The sequence below is a fragment of the Burkholderiaceae bacterium DAT-1 genome, from assembly GCA_019084025.1.
Classification (GTDB): domain Bacteria; phylum Pseudomonadota; class Gammaproteobacteria; order Burkholderiales; family Chitinimonadaceae; genus DAT-1.
Map to the genome: position 1 here is coordinate 309,666 of JAHRBI010000004.1, position 16,267 is coordinate 325,932.

The 16,267-nt window shown below is 54.3% G+C and carries 16 protein-coding genes and 2 tRNA genes; 14 read left to right on the forward strand and 4 right to left on the reverse strand.

The genetic code is table 11. The features are described from left to right. From KSF73_10105 to KSF73_10155, 11 genes are all read left to right on the forward strand, one after another. Entirely contained in the window at positions 1-633 is a 633-nt protein-coding gene (locus KSF73_10105; GenBank protein MBV1776066.1) for a tetratricopeptide repeat protein, read from the forward strand. A 2-nt stretch (positions 634-635) separates the two neighbouring features. Next, the gene (bamB, locus tag KSF73_10110) at positions 636-1,760 is read left to right on the forward strand and encodes an outer membrane protein assembly factor BamB (GenBank protein ID MBV1776067.1); all 1,125 of its coding nucleotides are present in this window, start codon (positions 636-638) and stop codon (positions 1,758-1,760) included. Positions 1,761-1,778: 18 nt separating this feature from the next. Beyond that, positions 1,779-3,158 (forward strand): ribosome biogenesis GTPase Der, encoded by a 1,380-nt coding sequence (gene der / locus KSF73_10115; protein MBV1776068.1) that lies wholly within the window; start codon positions 1,779-1,781, stop codon positions 3,156-3,158. A 113-nt stretch (positions 3,159-3,271) separates the two neighbouring features. Beyond that, positions 3,272-3,523: an RNA chaperone Hfq gene (gene hfq / locus KSF73_10120; GenBank protein ID MBV1776069.1), complete on the forward strand. Its 252-nt coding sequence runs from the start codon at positions 3,272-3,274 to the stop codon at positions 3,521-3,523. A 75-nt stretch (positions 3,524-3,598) separates the two neighbouring features. Next, positions 3,599-4,726, forward strand: coding sequence for a GTPase HflX (gene hflX, locus KSF73_10125; protein ID MBV1776070.1), 1,128 nt, complete (start codon positions 3,599-3,601; stop codon positions 4,724-4,726). After that, positions 4,713-5,894, forward strand: a complete 1,182-nt coding sequence (gene hflK, locus KSF73_10130; GenBank protein MBV1776071.1) for an FtsH protease activity modulator HflK — start codon at positions 4,713-4,715, stop codon at positions 5,892-5,894. The genes hflX and hflK overlap by 14 nt, the downstream gene beginning before the upstream one ends. 1 nt (position 5,895) lies before the next feature. Next, entirely contained in the window at positions 5,896-6,771 is an 876-nt protein-coding gene (hflC, locus tag KSF73_10135; GenBank protein ID MBV1776072.1) for a protease modulator HflC, read from the forward strand. 16 nt (positions 6,772-6,787) lie between these two features. Then, positions 6,788-6,973, forward strand: a complete 186-nt coding sequence (locus KSF73_10140; GenBank protein ID MBV1776073.1) for a DUF2065 domain-containing protein — start codon at positions 6,788-6,790, stop codon at positions 6,971-6,973. 20 nt (positions 6,974-6,993) lie between these two features. Continuing rightward, complete coding sequence (locus KSF73_10145) at positions 6,994-8,151, forward strand: ATP phosphoribosyltransferase regulatory subunit (protein ID MBV1776074.1); 1,158 nt, start codon at positions 6,994-6,996, stop codon at positions 8,149-8,151. A gap of 97 nt (positions 8,152-8,248) precedes the next feature. Further along, complete coding sequence (locus tag KSF73_10150) at positions 8,249-9,544, forward strand: adenylosuccinate synthase (GenBank protein MBV1776075.1); 1,296 nt, start codon at positions 8,249-8,251, stop codon at positions 9,542-9,544. A 79-nt stretch (positions 9,545-9,623) separates the two neighbouring features. Then, positions 9,624-10,382: a pyridoxine 5'-phosphate synthase gene (locus KSF73_10155; GenBank protein MBV1776076.1), complete on the forward strand. Its 759-nt coding sequence runs from the start codon at positions 9,624-9,626 to the stop codon at positions 10,380-10,382. 192 nt (positions 10,383-10,574) lie between these two features. Here the strand turns inward: KSF73_10155 and KSF73_10160 are convergent. Next, positions 10,575-10,661, reverse strand: a tRNA-Leu gene (locus KSF73_10160). Positions 10,662-10,723: 62 nt separating this feature from the next. Further along, positions 10,724-10,810: transfer RNA gene (locus KSF73_10165), tRNA-Leu, on the reverse strand. Positions 10,811-11,084: 274 nt separating this feature from the next. Between KSF73_10165 and KSF73_10170 the strand changes: the two genes are divergently transcribed. Further along, on the forward strand, positions 11,085-13,370 hold the full coding sequence (locus tag KSF73_10170) for a response regulator (GenBank protein ID MBV1776077.1): 2,286 nt from the start codon (positions 11,085-11,087) through the stop codon (positions 13,368-13,370). Here KSF73_10170 and KSF73_10175 read toward each other — a convergent pair. Continuing rightward, positions 13,367-13,711 (reverse strand): hypothetical protein, encoded by a 345-nt coding sequence (locus KSF73_10175; protein MBV1776078.1) that lies wholly within the window; start codon positions 13,709-13,711, stop codon positions 13,367-13,369. The two genes, KSF73_10170 and KSF73_10175, sit on opposite strands and share 4 nt — an antisense overlap. Positions 13,712-13,806: 95 nt before the next feature. Between KSF73_10175 and KSF73_10180 the strand changes: the two genes are divergently transcribed. Together KSF73_10180 and KSF73_10185 are read left to right on the forward strand one after the other, a co-directional pair. Beyond that, positions 13,807-14,166, forward strand: coding sequence for a hypothetical protein (locus tag KSF73_10180; GenBank protein MBV1776079.1), 360 nt, complete (start codon positions 13,807-13,809; stop codon positions 14,164-14,166). A 194-nt stretch (positions 14,167-14,360) separates the two neighbouring features. After that, complete coding sequence (locus KSF73_10185) at positions 14,361-14,609, forward strand: hypothetical protein (GenBank protein ID MBV1776080.1); 249 nt, start codon at positions 14,361-14,363, stop codon at positions 14,607-14,609. Positions 14,610-14,654: 45 nt separating this feature from the next. Here the strand turns inward: KSF73_10185 and nadB are convergent, their stop codons facing one another. Beyond that, positions 14,655-16,238: an L-aspartate oxidase gene (gene nadB / locus KSF73_10190; GenBank protein ID MBV1776081.1), complete on the reverse strand. Its 1,584-nt coding sequence runs from the start codon at positions 16,236-16,238 to the stop codon at positions 14,655-14,657. Positions 16,239-16,267 lie beyond the last annotated feature (29 nt).

A 16,267-nucleotide genomic window follows, 5' to 3' on the forward strand; every position in this document is an offset into this window, starting at 1 on the left:
ATGGCAGCTTTTGATTTGCAGGAACAGGAACAACTCGCGTCTTTCAAGGCATGGTGGCACAGCTGGGGGCAGTACTTGGCGATTGGTGTTTTCGCACTGTCTGTTGCCTATGTGGGTAGCAAAGGTTGGCAAGGCATACAGTCCGATCGTGGTGCAAAGGCAGCAGATGCATTCGCGCCAGTAGCCGAAGCCATTAAGTCGCACGACTTTGCCAAAACAGATAGCGCGTTGAAGGCGTTCATTCTCGATCAGTCGGGTAGTCCGCTTGCGGCGCGAGGCCAGCTGGAACTCGCCAAGATGGCATTTGAATCGGGTAAGCTTGACGATGCGCGCAAGGCGCTGGATTGGGTAATCGCCAATTCCAAAGAGTCCGCCCTTGTTGACACTGCTTCCATTCGTTTGGCCAATGTTTTGCTCGATCAAAAGCAATATGATGCGGCACTGGCGGCAGTCAAAGCACCGAAGAACCTGACTTTTGATCGTCTGTTTGCCGAAACCCGTGGTGATATTCTGTCTATCAAGGGCGATGTGGCGGGTGCGCGTACAGCGTACAATGACGCGATCAAAACAATGGAAAAAGATGCGCCCGCACGCAAGCTGATCGAAATCAAGTTATCTGGTCTGGGAGGTTGAGCGTGAATCTGCGTCACTTCTCATTACTGGCAGTACTGGGTTTGGCTGCGTGTGCAGGTACCGATAACGCGCCGCAACCTACTCCGCTGGAAAAAATCGAATCGCGTGCTTCGTTGACTCCGGTCTGGCGGAACAGTCACGCGTCTGCTGGCCTGTACCGATTCGTACCTGATCAAGAAAACAACCGTCTGTTCGTAGCAAGTGCCGAAAAGGGCGTGATTGCATATGGAATGGATGATGGCCGCGAAGAGAACCGTTTCCGGCCTGAAGAAGGTATTGCGGGGGGCGTACTGGCGGACAAGGGCTTGGTCATGGTTGGCTCGATCAAGGGCCGCCTGTTTGCATTTGATCAGGTAAGTGGCGCGTTGAAGTGGAAAGCACAACTGTCGAGCGAGATCGTATCTCCGCCGGTGAGTGCCGAAGGCGCCGTGATTGTGCGCACGGGCGATGGCAAGATTACCGCCCTGAATATTGCAGATGGTCAGCAGCGCTGGCGGTATGAAGTACGTATGCCGGCATTGGTATTGCGTACCTATGCACCTGCTACGCTTGCTGATGGCGCTGCCTTCATCGGTGTGCCTGGTGGCAAAGTGATTGCGTTGTCGCTGGCAGACGGGCGCCTGATCTGGGAGGCGGCAGTGGCGCAACCCAAGGGGGCGACAGAACTGGATCGCGTTGCAGATGTAGCATCCTCTCCCGTGATTAACAATGGTCAGGTGTGTGCTGCAGCCTTTCAGGGCAAAGTAGCCTGTTTTGCGGCTGCAAATGGCAACCAGATATGGTCGCGTGAATTGTCATCCTTTGCCGGGGTGGCGATGGATCGCGAGCGAGTGTACGTCACCGATGAAACCGGTAACGTAGTGGCCTATGATCGTAATAGTGGCCGTTCGCTCTGGAAGCAGGAAAAGTTGTATGGCCGGCATGTTACCGGTCCAACCGTGTATAACGGCAATGTGGTGGTTGGCGATCTGGAAGGTGTGGTACATGTGCTGTCTGCAGAAGATGGCTCTTTCCTGACCCGTCAGACCACGGATAAGTCTCCGATCAAGGTTGCCCCGCGAGTGATTGGCGGCAAGCTGGTTGTGCAGACCTCGGATGGCGGTGTTTACGCCTTCGCGAGCAAGTGATTAGAAAGTAGTAGCGAGATGAAACCAACCGTCGCCCTTGTAGGGCGTCCCAATGTCGGCAAATCGACACTGTTCAATCGTCTGACCAAAACGCGTGATGCGTTGGTTGCCGACATGCCGGGCCTGACCCGTGACCGTCACTATGGTCACGGCAAGGTCGGTAGCAAGCCGTATCTCGTCGTGGATACCGGGGGCTTCGAGCCCGTGGCCGATGACGGTATCCTCCATGAAATGGCGCGTCAAACGCTGCAAGCGATTGATGAAGCCGACGCTGTAGTGTTCATCGTGGATGCGCGCGTTGGGCTGACCCCGCAAGATAAGCTGATTGCCAATCGCTTGCGCCAGTTGTCCCAGCCGGTGCAGCTGGTTGTGAACAAGGCTGAAGGGATGAATTCAGCTGTTGTTTCTGCAGAGTTCTTTGAGCTTGGCCTGGGCGAGCCTTGGCCAATTTCGGCTAGTCATGGCGAAGGCGTGCGCAATCTGATGGAGTCAGTGTTGTCGACCTTTGAAGTCGATCCTGATGAAGCTGAGCCAGATCATCCGCGTTTCGCCATTATTGGCCGTCCCAATGTCGGTAAATCCACTCTGGTGAACGCTATTCTGGGCGAAGAGCGCGTGATTGCATTTGATCAGCCCGGCACCACGCGTGACTCGATCGAGATCGAATTCGAGCGTAACGATCGCAAATACACCATTATCGATACGGCTGGTGTACGTCGCCGTGCCAAGGTATACGATGCAATCGAGAAATTCTCAGTCGTGAAAACGATGCAGGCGATCGAAGATGCCAACGTGGCAGTCTTGGTGCTGGATGCGCGCCTGGATGTGTCCGATCAGGACGCCCATATTGCCGGCTTCGCGCTGGAAGCAGGACGTGCATTGGTGGTCGCGGTGAATAAGTGGGAGGGCCTCGATCAATATCGTCGCGATCAGGTGCGTCGCGATATTGCCCGTAAACTGTCTTTCCTCGATTTTGCAAAATTTCACTTTATTTCAGCTTTGCAAGGCCAGGGTGTGGGCGATTTGTTCGCAAGCATCGATCAAGCCTATGCGGCAGCAATGGTGAATTTGCCCACTCCGAAATTAACGCGTGCGTTGCAACTCGCGGTGGAAAAACAACAACCGCCACGTGCAGGTCTCGTCAGGCCAAAACTCAAGTATGCTCACCAGGGTGGCGTGAACCCGCCTGTGGTCGTCGTGCATGGTACTGCGCTTGAAGCCATTCCTGCCAGCTACTGGCGCTATCTTGAGCATTCTTTCCTCAAAATGTTCAAATTGCAGGGAACGCCGCTCAGGGTTCAATATAAAAAGAGCGTCAATCCTTACGATGATAAAAAGAGTGAAGTCCGCAAGATGAGTTTCTTGGAACACCGGCGTGCCAAAAAGGCCGCCTCCTGAGGCTTGAGTATCCCCATAAAAATGCTAATTAATAAAGGGGAGGAATGGTGTCGGACCTGCTTGGGCGAAATTTTCGCTGTTTTTTCACTTTCTGAATGTCGGAGAACTACAACATGAGCGCGAAGGGGCAAATGCTACAAGACCCGTTTCTGAATATCTTGCGCAAGGAACATGTGCCGGTGTCGATCTATCTGGTCAATGGCATCAAGCTGCAAGGGCAGATCGAGTCTTTTGATCAATACGTGGTTCTGCTGCGTAACACCGTGACGCAAATGGTGTACAAGCATGCCATTTCGACCGTCGTGCCTGCGCGTCCGGTCAGCATTCCTTACGAAAAGGATCAAGCTGCGCCTGCTGACGCCTGATGCAGTTGTTCTCTGCGGCGCGAGGCCATGCCCGCGCCGCGTCCATTTTTTGTCCCATCCTAAAGAGTCATCAACGTGTTTGAGCGCCATGAGGGCGGCAATCGTGCCGTTCTGGTTTGTCTCGATTTCGGTGAGCCCGAGCATCGCGAAAGTATTGAAGAATTAAAATTGCTCGTTGAGGGCAATGGTTACGCCGTACTTGGTGTGATTGAGGGTAAGCGCCAGAAGCCCGATCCAAAGCTATTTGCCGGAAGCGGCAAAGTTGAAGAGGTGGCGGCATTAGTGCGAGCGCACGATGCTAGCATTGTCATCTTCAATCATTCGCTCAGTGGCGCACAGGAACGCAATCTTGAACGCGCGCTTGAATGTCGGGTTTGTGATCGTGTACGTCTGATCCTGGCTATTTTTGCGCAACGCGCCCGAAGCAACGAAGGTAAGCTGCAAGTTGAGCTGGCTCAGTTGCAGTATATGTCCACTCGCCTTGTGCGCGGTTGGACGCACCTTGAGCGGCAGGCTGGTGGGATTGGTATGCGCGGTGGGCCGGGTGAAACCCAGCTCGAAATGGACCGCCGTATGCTGACTGAGCGCATCAAACAGGTGAAGGATCGCCTGAAGAAGCTGGAAAAGCAGCGTGATACCCAGCGTCGTGCACGGGAGCGGTCAAATACGTTTTCAGTGTCCCTGGTCGGTTATACCAATGCGGGAAAATCGACGCTGTTTAATGCGTTGACGCATGCGCGAGCTTATGCTGCCGATCAATTGTTTGCGACATTGGATACGCAGAGTAGAAAGCTGTTTCTTGATTTGCAGCACAGTCTGGTGCTGTCCGATACAGTGGGATTTATCCGGGATCTACCGCATAGCCTTGTCGAGGCATTCAAGGCGACACTGGAAGAAACTGTTCGGGCAGATCTACTGCTTCACGTGGTGGATAGCGCAAGCGATACCCGTGAAATGCAAATGATTGAAGTGAACAAGGTATTGCAGGAAATTGGTGCGGATTCGATTCGCCAGCTGGTCATTCTGAATAAGATTGACCTGCGTGATGGCGAGCCCGCGGTGGAGCACGATGAATATGGTAGAATCTCGGCCGTCCGTTTAAGCGCCCGTACTGGCGTTGGGCTGGATTTACTCCGCCAGGCGTTGATCGAATCCATGGATAACACATCATCTTCGACGGAAGATACGCATGACCCAACCTGATCCGCAGTGGGGCAAAAAGCCCGAGGGCGGCCCGCCCGATCTGGACGAAGTGTTCGGCCGGATGTTCAAACGAATGAGCCAATTTTTTGGCGGCAAACCCGGTTCACAGCAACCGCAAGGAAATCATGCCGGCATTGCTGGCGGCTTGACCGTTGCTGGATTTGTACTCGGCGCGATCTATCTGTCGAGCGGATTTTATATGGTCGATGCTCGAGAAGAGGCGATTGTGCTCCGCTTTGGCAAGTTTGTTGCGCTGAATGAGGCTGGCCCGCATTGGCGTCTGCCCTGGCCGATCGAACGTCACGAAATTGTGCGTTTGTCGGATGTCCGCTCCGTTGAAGTAGGTGGCAGCGGTCGCAATGAGTCGCAAATGCTGACTCAGGATCAGAACATTGTTGATGTACAGCTAGAAGTGCAATACGACATCAAGGATGCAAAGGCGTTCATGTTCAATAATGATCGTGCCGCAGGCGATCAGGATGCGCGGGATCTCGTTCGTAAGGTCGCCGAAACCTCGATCCGTGAAGTCGTCGGGAGCAATAAGGTCGATTTTGTGTTGCGCGAGGGTCGTACACAGATCGCGGCAGATACGACACGATTGGCGCAGAGTTTGCTGGATAACTATGCATCCGGAATTCATGTCGTCAAAGTGAATATCAACGATGTGCAACCGCCAGAGGAAGTACAGGCTGCTTTTGCCGATACGGTTAAAGCCGGTCAGGATAAAGTGAAGTACAAGAACGAAGGTCAGGCTTACGCAAACAGCCGCCTGCCTGAGGCTGAAGGTGTTGCTTCGCGCCTGCTGCAGGAAGCCGAGGGACATCGCCAGACCGTGGTAGCACGGGCCGAAGGTGATGCTGCACGTTTCCGCAAGGTGGCCATGGAATATGCCAAGGCACCACAGGTGACGCGTGACCGCATGTACTACGACACCATGCAGCAAGTGTTAAGTAGCGCCACCAAGGTTGTGTCAGACCAGAAATCCGGTGGGGGCGGCAATCTGATCTATCTGCCGCTCGACAAGATCATGCAGATGGGTGGAGCGAGCGCAGGTAGCGGTGCGACAGATTCAAAACCCAAGGAGCAGGCTAGTGTCGTGATGCCGGAGTCCCTGACCGCTAAGCCGCACGATTCAAGTGTCCGCTCAGAAGTACGGGAGGGCCGCTGATATGCAGAAGCTCATGTCTAGTTTGATCGGGATACTGTTTGCCGGACTGTTGTTATCGGCATGCGTATTTACCGTTGATCAGCGCCAATATGCCGTCGTATTCCAGATGGGCGAGATGGTGCGCGTGGTGAAAGAGCCCGGGCTGCAGTTCCAGTTACCCTTTGTTCAGAACGTGCGCTACTTCGACAAACGCATCATGACCCTGGATGGCGGCATGGCGCAGCGTTTCATCACCGCTGAAAAGAAGAGCGTGCTGGTGGATAGCTATGTCAAATGGCAGATCGTAGATGTCGAACAGTTCTACCGCAGTGTGGGTACCAGTGTAAAGCAGGCCAATGATCGCTTGATGCGTACGCTCAACGATGCCTTGCGTGCGGAGTTTGGTAAGCAGACTGTTCAGGATGTCATTTCTGGCAAGCGCGACGATGTGATGGCTATGGTACGTGCCGTGGCGAATGCCGACGCAGGCAAAATCGGCGTGAAAATTGTCGATGTTCGCCTGAAACGCGTTGATTTCCCCGAAGAAATCAGTGCAGCGGTGTTTGATCGCATGGTGTCCGAGCGGAAGACCGTGGCTGCGCAGCTGCGTGCTGAAGGGATGGCTGAACAGACGCAGATTCGCGCCGAAGCTGATCGTAAACGCGAAGTGATTATTGCGGATGCGTATCAGAAAGCACAGGAAATTATCGGTGAAGGTGATGCGCGTGCGTCGGCAATTTATGCGGATGCGTTTGGTAAAAATCCAGAGTTTTATGCGTTCTACCGTAGCATGGATGCTTACCAGAAGACGTTCAAGTCAAAGAGCGATGTGATTGTGCTCGACCCGTCTTCAGCCTTCCTGAAATATATGCGGGATCCCAAGGCAGGCGGCAAGTGAGGACCACTTTGACGCAATGAATACCGACCTTGTGGTAACGGTACTGGCCCTCGTCCTGATTGTCGAGGGCCTCTTGCCGTTTATATCCCCGGCGACCTGGCGTAAGGTTGTGCTGCAGATGATGACGCTTGAAGACGGACAAATCCGCTTTATTGGTCTCGCTGCCGTGTTGTCGGGTCTGTTTTTGCTCTGGTTGAGCTGATTAAAGTCGATTGAAATCGTATGCGTAACTGGATTCTGCCTGAAAATACTGCCGACTTGCTGCCACCCCAGGCACGGCGAGTCGAACTGCTGCGCCGAAGCATGCTGGATCGTTGCGCGGCTTTTGGTTATGAGCTGGTTTTACCGCCACTGCTCGAGTACGTCGAGTCACTGGTGGGTGAGGATGACAGCGCACTGGATATGAAAACCTACAAGCTGATGGATCAGTTATCTGGTCGTCAACTGGGTTTGCGCGCTGACATTACCCCCCAGGTGGCGCGTATTGATGCGCACCTGCTGAACCGCCAGGGGGTGGCGCGCCTCTGTTATGCCGCACCAACCGTGCAAACGCTGCCTGATGGTATTTTTTCCGCGCGCGAACCCTTGCAGCTTGGCGCGGAAATATATGGCCATGCAGGCGTTGAAGCCGATGCGGAAGTGCTGGAGCTGGCGGTGGATTGCCTGTCGCTTGCCGAGATCAATGTGCTGCATATTGATATTGGTCACGTTGGCTTTTTTGCCGAGCTGGCACAGTCTGCAGGATTGAGTGCTGCAGCGCGTGCGGAGGTCTTCAACGCGATCCAGCAAAAAGATACCGCCACACTCAAATCGCTAACTGCTGCAGTACCAGCAGAGCTAGCCGCTGCATTACAGGCACTGCCCGCACTGTATGGGGATGCTTCGATACTGGATAAGGCCGCTGCAGTGCTGCCGGCGACAACTGTGTGCAGCGCCGCCTTGTGTGAACTGCGTGAACTGGCTGCGCAATTGCAGGCGAGGGGAATCACCGTCAGCTTTGATCTGTCCGAGTTGCGCTCCGGTTTCTACCATACAGGTCTCGTATTTACGATATACGCCGAAGGCTGGCCGAACGCCATCGCCCGTGGTGGCCGCTATGATCACGCAGGCGCCCGCTTTGGACGCAGTCGTCCGGCTACAGGATTTAGTATAGATATCAAAGAAATTGCCGACCGCTTGCCGCCTGCGCTGGCCCGCCCAGCCATTCTGGCGCCGTCAGGCAGTGATCCGGAATTGCTGGCAGCAATTCGTACGCTGCGCCAGTCCGGAGAAACCGTCGTTGTTCGCCTCGGCGACATCGTGGATGTGGAGGAGCTTCATGCCGACCGGATTCTGGTACGCATGAATGATCAATGGGGTGTTCAGCCACTCGTGGTGTGATCACTTCGACCGAATATCGTGTGTGATGCTGCTCTGTAAAAGTAACGGGTAGCATCACCTATTCTGTATTGTGGGTTTTCTTTAAGGACTAGCAGCAATGAGCCGAAATGTAGTCGTCATTGGCACCCAGTGGGGTGACGAAGGGAAAGGTAAGATCGTCGATTGGCTGACCGATCATACCGATGGTGTGGTGCGCTTTCAGGGCGGTCACAACGCTGGTCATACACTGGTCATTGGTGGCAAGAAAACTGTTCTGCGCCTGATTCCGTCGGGCATTCTGCGCGCCGGTACCGCCTGTTACATCGGTAATGGCGTGGTGCTGTCGCCGCAAGCTTTGCTGCAGGAAATCGGCGAGCTGGAAGCTGCTGGCGTGGATGTGGCCAGCCGCCTGAAGATCTCCGAAGCCTGTCCGCTGATTTTGCCGTATCACATCGCCATGGATCAGGCGCGTGAAGCCGCCAAGGGCGCAGGCAAGATTGGTACCACCGGTCGTGGTATCGGCCCGGCATATGAAGACAAGGTGGCGCGTCGTGCTATTCGTGTGCAGGATCTGTTCCACCGCGAGCGTTTCTCTGCCAAGCTGGGTGAAAACCTCGACTACTACAACTTCATGCTGAAGCACTACTACAAGGCAGAAACGGTCGACTTCCAGAAGACACTGGACGACACCTTTGCACTGGCAGAGCGCATCAAGCCGATGGTGGCTGACGTGTCCCGCCTGATCAATGACCAATTCGCGGCAGGCAAGCAGTTCCTGTTTGAAGGTGCGCAAGGTACCCTGCTGGATGTTGATCACGGCACCTATCCGTTCGTGACTTCGTCCAACTGCGTGGCAGGTGCTGCTGCGCCGGGCGCTGGTGTGGCGCCGCACATGCTGCATTACGTGCTGGGTATTACCAAGGCTTACACGACCCGCGTGGGTTCCGGTCCGTTCCCGACCGAGCTGTTCGATGATGTCGGTGCTGGCCTGGCCAAGCGCGGCAACGAATTTGGTTCGGTAACCGGTCGTCCGCGCCGTACTGGCTGGTTTGATGCAGCTGCACTCAAGCGTTCCATCCAGATCAATGGCGTGTCAGGTCTGTGTGTTACCAAGCTCGACGTCATGGATGGCATGGACGTGATCCAGTTGTGCGTGGGCTACGAAATCAACGGCGAGAAGCGCGACATTCTGCCGGTTGGCGCAGATGAGCTGTCGGGTTGCAAACCGATTTACGAAGAGCTGCCAGGTTGGCAGGAAAGCACCTTCGGCGTGAAACGCTACGAAGATCTGCCTGCTAGCGCCCGCGCCTACCTGAAGCGTATTGAAGAAGTTACCGGTGCGCCGATCGATATCATTTCGACCGGTCCGGATCGCGAAGAAACCATCGTGATGCGCCACCCGTTCACTCACTGAGCGAGCGTGATCTGAAACGGGGGCCTAGCCCCCGTTTTGCATTTTTACTGCGATAAATCATGAAATAGGGGAGAGCGGCATGACCGTGTTGTCAGTCAATGTGAATAAAATTGCGGTGCTGCGTAATTCACGTGGAGATGATTTGCCCAGTGTCACGCAGGCTGCGCGCGTGTGTATTGCGGCAGGTTGTGGCGGCATTACCGTTCACCCGCGTCCGGATCAGCGCCATATCAGGCCGCAGGATGTATATGATCTGGCATCCATGCTAAAAGGCACCTCCATCGAGTTCAATATCGAGGGCAATCCGTTTGCACCGCCGCGAGATGGCTATCCGGGCATGATCGAACTTGTGCGTGCTACACGACCGGCGCAAGCGACTCTCGTGCCGGATGCCGATGGACAAATTACGTCTGATCACGGGTTTAATCTGCGTAAAGATGCAGATCGTTTGCGGCCGCTGATTGCGGAGCTGAAATCGCTTGGTAGTCGGGTGAGTCTGTTTATTGATGCCGATGCAGAAGATATTGCATTGGCTAAAGAAATTGGCGCAGATCGACTCGAAATCTATACCGGGCCCTATGCAAAAGCATTTGCAGCAGGGGGGGCGACTAGCGAACTGGCTCAGTGCCGGAAGTTAATTGATCAGGCGCGCGCGAATGGATTGGGCATGAATGCGGGGCACGATTTGAGTCAGGCAAATCTGGGTGCATTTCTGAGGGCGTTACCGGAAGTTGAAGAAGTATCTATCGGGCATGCGCTGATCGGCGAGGCGCTCTATGATGGGTTGGCCACCACCGTGAAAAACTATCTGAATGTGATTCGGTCGGTATCTGCGTAACGAGACGCATGCATGAGTGAGCCCCGGAAGTTGATTCCGGGCTACTTTGTGAAGACTGGCGCTAATATCCGGTGGGCGTAACTCACTAACAATATTGATCCGGAATTAAGGGTTCGGCCAGTCGATCGAATAAAAGAAAAAAGCCATACATTTTCATGTATGGCTTTTCCGGAATATGACCTCTAAAAGAGGTGGTGCCCAAGAGAAGACTCGAACTTCCACGGTGTTGCCACCGCTAGGACCTGAACCTAGTGCGTCTACCAATTCCGCCACCTGGGCATTTCCGACTATTTTTTGAGCTTCGGTGCTCATGTCGATGATTAACCACAATCGACAAGTGGTGGTGCCCAAGAGAAGACTCGAACTTCCACGGTGTTGCCACCGCTAGGACCTGAACCTAGTGCGTCTACCAATTCCGCCACCTGGGCTTCGCTGCATCGCGTTGTGCGTTGCGTCGAGAGATGCGCATTATAAGGACTTTTTACCGCCTGTCAATACTTAAGGTGCAATATTTTTTTGCGTGATACATCAACCCGCTGATTTCATTGGATATATACACGACCGCATTATGTGTCGCAGATCGATTCAGCGTAAAACTTGCAAGATTTCCACTAGGATAAATCCAGGCGAGTATGAAGTGATTGGACGCCAAATCGCCGAATGGGTAGATGTGCATACGGACGCACTCTGAGGATGGGCACAATGGCAATGTTGAACTGGCAGGATATTGATCGTTTTGACTGGTTGGCGACGCCTGTGTGGGTGATTGATCCTGTCACTGCTCACTGGAAATGGGCGAACGCGTCTGCGCTCGCATTTTTCGGCGTCAATCGGATAGAGGAATTGCACTCACAGGGTGGCTTACCGCTCGGTGAAGTGAATACGGGCATGCTTGAACACATGGTCATGCAAGTGTCCGAAGGGAGCACGCATCATTCACAGCAAATTCTTGCACCCAAAGGTAAGCGCGAGAGTGTCAATCTGAGCGTGGCCGGCATGATGGACAGCGAGGGCAATATCGCCTTGTGCATGCAGGCAGAAACCATGACCGCTCATGCTGATCCTATGGCACTGCGTGGTGTGGAGGCAGTGCTTCATTTTGCGATGGCTGTGTGCATGCTTGATCTGGATGGCACCATTCTGATGATGAATCCATCCGCACAGCGAACCTTTCCGCAACTGCAGGCAGGGGCGGAATTCGCTGCGGCATTTGCGGTCATGGAAGAGGGGCGCCAGGTCTGGCGGGATGCGATCGAAGATGGCGTGGGCGCTGGCGAGTTTATGATGGCGAGCCTGCCTCGTCAGGGATGGCACAATATCGTGCTGCACCGCGCAATTGATCCGGTGATGCAGCGCCCGGCCATGCTGTTTACTGCGCTGGACGTCACATTGCGTAAGGCATTTGAAACCCAGTTGATTACCGCGAAGGATGCGGCAGAGGCGGCAAATCAGGCCAAGAGCGAATTCTTGGCCAATATGAGTCATGAAATCCGCACACCATTAAATGCCATTGTCGGCATGGCGGATCTGCTCAACGAAACGCGTCTTCAGGCTGAACAGCGTGACTATCTGGATACGATCCGCTTTTCCGCTCGTGCTTTGCTTGATCTTGTTGGCGATATTCTCGATTTCTCGCGTATCGAAGCTGATAAGCTCGAACTGGATCGTTACCCATTCAATCTAAGTGAAACCCTGACTAAGTGTGTCGATTTGATGCGCTTGCGGGCAAACGAAAAAGCAATCCAATTGCGCTTGGAGGCCGATCCAACGGTACCTGCGTGGGTGATGGGTGATGCCGGGCGCCTGCGGCAGGTATTGATCAATTTATTGGGGAATGCAGTCAAATTCACCGAAGCGGGGGAGGTCGTGTTGCGTGCCGCAGTGTTGCATACCGCTGAGGGAGAAACTCGTCTGCGCTTTGCGGTGAAGGATACCGGGATTGGCATTCCTGCCGATAAGCTCAGCCAGATATTTGAGGCGTTCTCCCAGGCGGACGGTTCAATTACCCGCCGGTATGGTGGAACGGGACTGGGACTGACGATTTCCAGACGACTTGTCTCCATGATGGGTGGCTCACTTGCGGTGCAATCACGTAGTGGCGAGGGAAGTGAGTTCAGTTTCGATATTGTGATGCCGATTACACGTGCGTTGGAGCAGGAATCGAGCCGTAATCTGATACCGTCAAGATCCCTGCATATCCTGCTGGCAGAGGATAACGCGATGAACCGCAAACTTGCGCTTGCGCTTCTGCAGGGCGGCGGTCACCGCATCACCATCGCCGTAAATGGCCGCGAAGCGGTTGAGCATTACCAGACTCAGCGCTTTGATCTTGTTCTGATGGATATGCAGATGCCGGAAATGGATGGTCTGCAGGCTACTCGTAACATACGTGAAATCGAGGATGGTAAGGGGCATACGCCCATCGTTGCCATGACAGCCAATGCTTCTCCGGAAGATAGGCGGAAATGCATCGAGTCAGGCATGGACGAGTTCTTGACCAAACCATTGTCCATCGATGCATTGCGGGCGCTGATTGCGGATATCGCCAATGCGGGGCCGGAAGCGGAAGCGGATGCCTTCCTGCAATCAAACGCAGATGAGGCGGGGGGAGAGTCAGATTCTCATTATCTGGAGTCTGCCAATCAGGGCTTGTATCACTTTGATGTGGAGAGTGCGATGCGCTGCTGCGGCGATAATCGCGAACTTGTCTCGGCACTGATCGAAATATTTTGCGAGGAATGGCCCGAGCGACGCAGAAGCATCGAGCAGGCCGTGGACTGTGAAGCACTCTCGCAGCAGGCTCACAAGATGAAAGGTAGTTTTGGTGCGCTAGGCATCTCCGTGGGCGTGCAGGCAGCCTATGATGTTGAGCGCCCGGCCCGAGAGGGGATTCGCGATGAGGTCGCGCTGACTCATCTATTTGCGCTTGGTGATGCGGTCGTCACCGTCACCACGCAATGGCGGGAACAGTTTATGCGCGTGGCTTAGCCACTGTTGCGCAACATCTGGTCGATTCTGGTTTTGTAATCATTGCTGATTTCGGTGAGCTTCATGCCGGTGCGGAATTGCCCCATGGGGCCCACCAGGGAAGAGTAGGTGGGCTTTCCATAGACCTCAACGTAGGTCACGCCCACGTGAAGCGGGTCGGGAATCTGCAGTACGATCCTGTATACCTTGTTCGGATAGAGCTGCTTGTCGCAAAATAGCGCCAGTCCCTTGGCGGACACCTCGGTGACATGTCCCGGAATGATGGTGGGGTCGCCATCAGTGGAAATGATTGCCGTCCGCCAGCGAACGAGGCGTCTACCGGATGTGCGTTGATCGAACATGCTTCTTCCTCGCTACGGCGAATACACTTCATTGTAGACCGTACGATCCGACTGCGCGTGGTATCCTGTCGTCATTGTAAGACAGGAGATTCCAGATGTATTTCGTTGACCGTTCCATTGCAGTGATTCGCCCCAAACAACCGTTTCTCGATTGGCTGAATCAAATTCCCGGCAACGATATCAATCTGACGCTGGACGAAATCCGAAGCGATTGCACCACGTTGATGATTCCAGAGGTCAACGAGCAGGAAGACGGCATTGCCTATATCGACGATATAGCTGACCGAATTTTCGAGCTGGAATTAGCCTCTTGGTATCAGGATGACAAGCTGTGGCCCAAACATCGTAATCTGAAACTGTTTTGGGAATGGTTTGACGTTGAGATTCTGACCGTGGTGATGGATACCATTGATCAGGATATCCGCAATTCCCCGGCAGACCACGGCCTGCATTAATCTTTGTCCGAAGGGTGCGAGGCATGCCCGCTGATCATGTGTTCAGGCTGAGATCTTCAAGGCTGGCGTTTATCGGTCTGGCTTGTCTTGTTTGCCTTGCCGCCCTTGCACCTTGGTTGAGTCAGGTGCCGGGGTGGGTTGCGCTGCTGATATCCACTGGCTCGATTACCTTAGGTCTAAGGGTTTTACGGCGAATGAGCATGCCACCCACATGGGTTTGGCAACATGATGAATTGTGGCAGCAAACTCAGGATGGCAAGCTTGAATGGCTCGGTGTGTTACCCGGCAGTGGCGTCTGGGGATTACTCTTGCGCCTTCATGTAAGCAATGCGCAGGGTCGGAGCGGCGTGATGATTATCTGGCCAGATCAATTGTCTGACGCAGAATTACATAGCCTGCGGGTACGCATCCTGACCAAGTCAGTCAACGCCCGCCTTTCATAGAGGGGAGGCATATGATTGCCCCCTCACTGTCACTTGCTGCCGCAGTTAGTGTCTGGTTCGAGCAGGTAATAGGGTAGGCAATGCCTGCTCCTGCTTTTCGGGGTAATCCAGACTGCAATGCAGGCCACGACTTTCCTTGCGCAGCTGGGCTGATCTCACAATCAGATCTGCTGTATCGACCAGATTGCGTAATTCAATCAGATCCCGACTAATCCGGAATTGTGAATAGAATTCGTCAATTTCTCGGCGGAGCAGGGCGATACGGTTGGCGGCACGTTCGAGGCGTTTATCTGTACGTACGATGCCTACGTAATCCCACATAAAGCGACGCAACTCGTCCCAGTTGTGGGAGATCACCACTTCTTCGTCAGCATCCGTGACGCGACTCTCATCCCAATCTGGCGCGTGTGTAGGCAGGGGGCGATTGGCCTGACGAATTGCCGCTGAGGCCGACTTGCCAATCACGACGCATTCAAGCAAGGAGTTGCTGGCCAAACGATTTGCGCCATGCAGACCTGTGCATGCACACTCGCCAACAGCGTATAGTCCGGGCAAGTCCGTGCTGCCATCCAGTCCGGTCACAATCCCGCCACACGTGTAATGTGCGGCCGGCACCACGGGAATCGGATCGCGCGTGATGTCGATGCCCAGTTCTAGGCAACGGCTGTAAATCGTTGGGAAATGTTCGCGGATAAAGTCGGCTGGCTGATGGCTGATATCCAGATAGACACAATCCAGTCCATGTCTTTTCATTTCGAAATCGATGGCTCGTGCAACGATATCGCGGGGAGCCAGCTCTGCCCGCTCATCGTGCTGAAGCATAAAGCGCGTGCCATCCGGTAATTTCAGCAGCCCGCCTTCGCCACGTACAGCCTCGGAAATCAGAAAGGATTTGGCGTCGGGGTGATACAGGCAGGTGGGATGAAATTGAATAAATTCGAGATTGGATACACGGCATCCCGCGCGCCAGCCCATGGCAATGCCGTCGCCGGTCGATGTATCGGGATTACTGGTAAACACATAGACTTTACCGGCTCCTCCCGTCGCCAGAACGGTATCGGCGGCCAGTATTGTATGTGTTTCACCGCTTGCCTGATCTAACACCCAGGCACCAGCGCAACGGCGCTGATCTTCACCTAAATGGTGGTGGGTGATCAGATCAACTGCCAGGTGATTTTCCAGAATGGTGATATTGGGATGCTGGCGAACCTGCTCGGCAAGCGTGGCAATCACGGCTGCACCAGTCGCATCGGCAGCGTGAATGATGCGGCGTTGCGAATGTCCGCCTTCGCGGGTCAGGTGAAATCCTGTTTCATGCCCTGGGTCGGTGGTAAACGGTACGCCCAGATCAATCAGCCACTGAATGGCGTCGCGTGAGTGCTCGACAATAAAACGAGTTGCAGACTCATCACACAGCCCGGCGCCCGCAATCAAGGTGTCCGACACATGCTGGTCAACAGAATCCACCTGATCCAACACAGCTGCAATGCCGCCTTGAGCCCATACGCTGGCACCCTCGCACAGACTTCGTTTGCTCACCAGGGCTACCTTGCGTGATGCGGCGAGTTCCAGTGCCATGGTCATGCCGGCCAGGCCGCTGCCGATGATGAGCGTGTCGAAAGTCTTCATGTCTTGCCTGTGAATATGATGCATTGAAC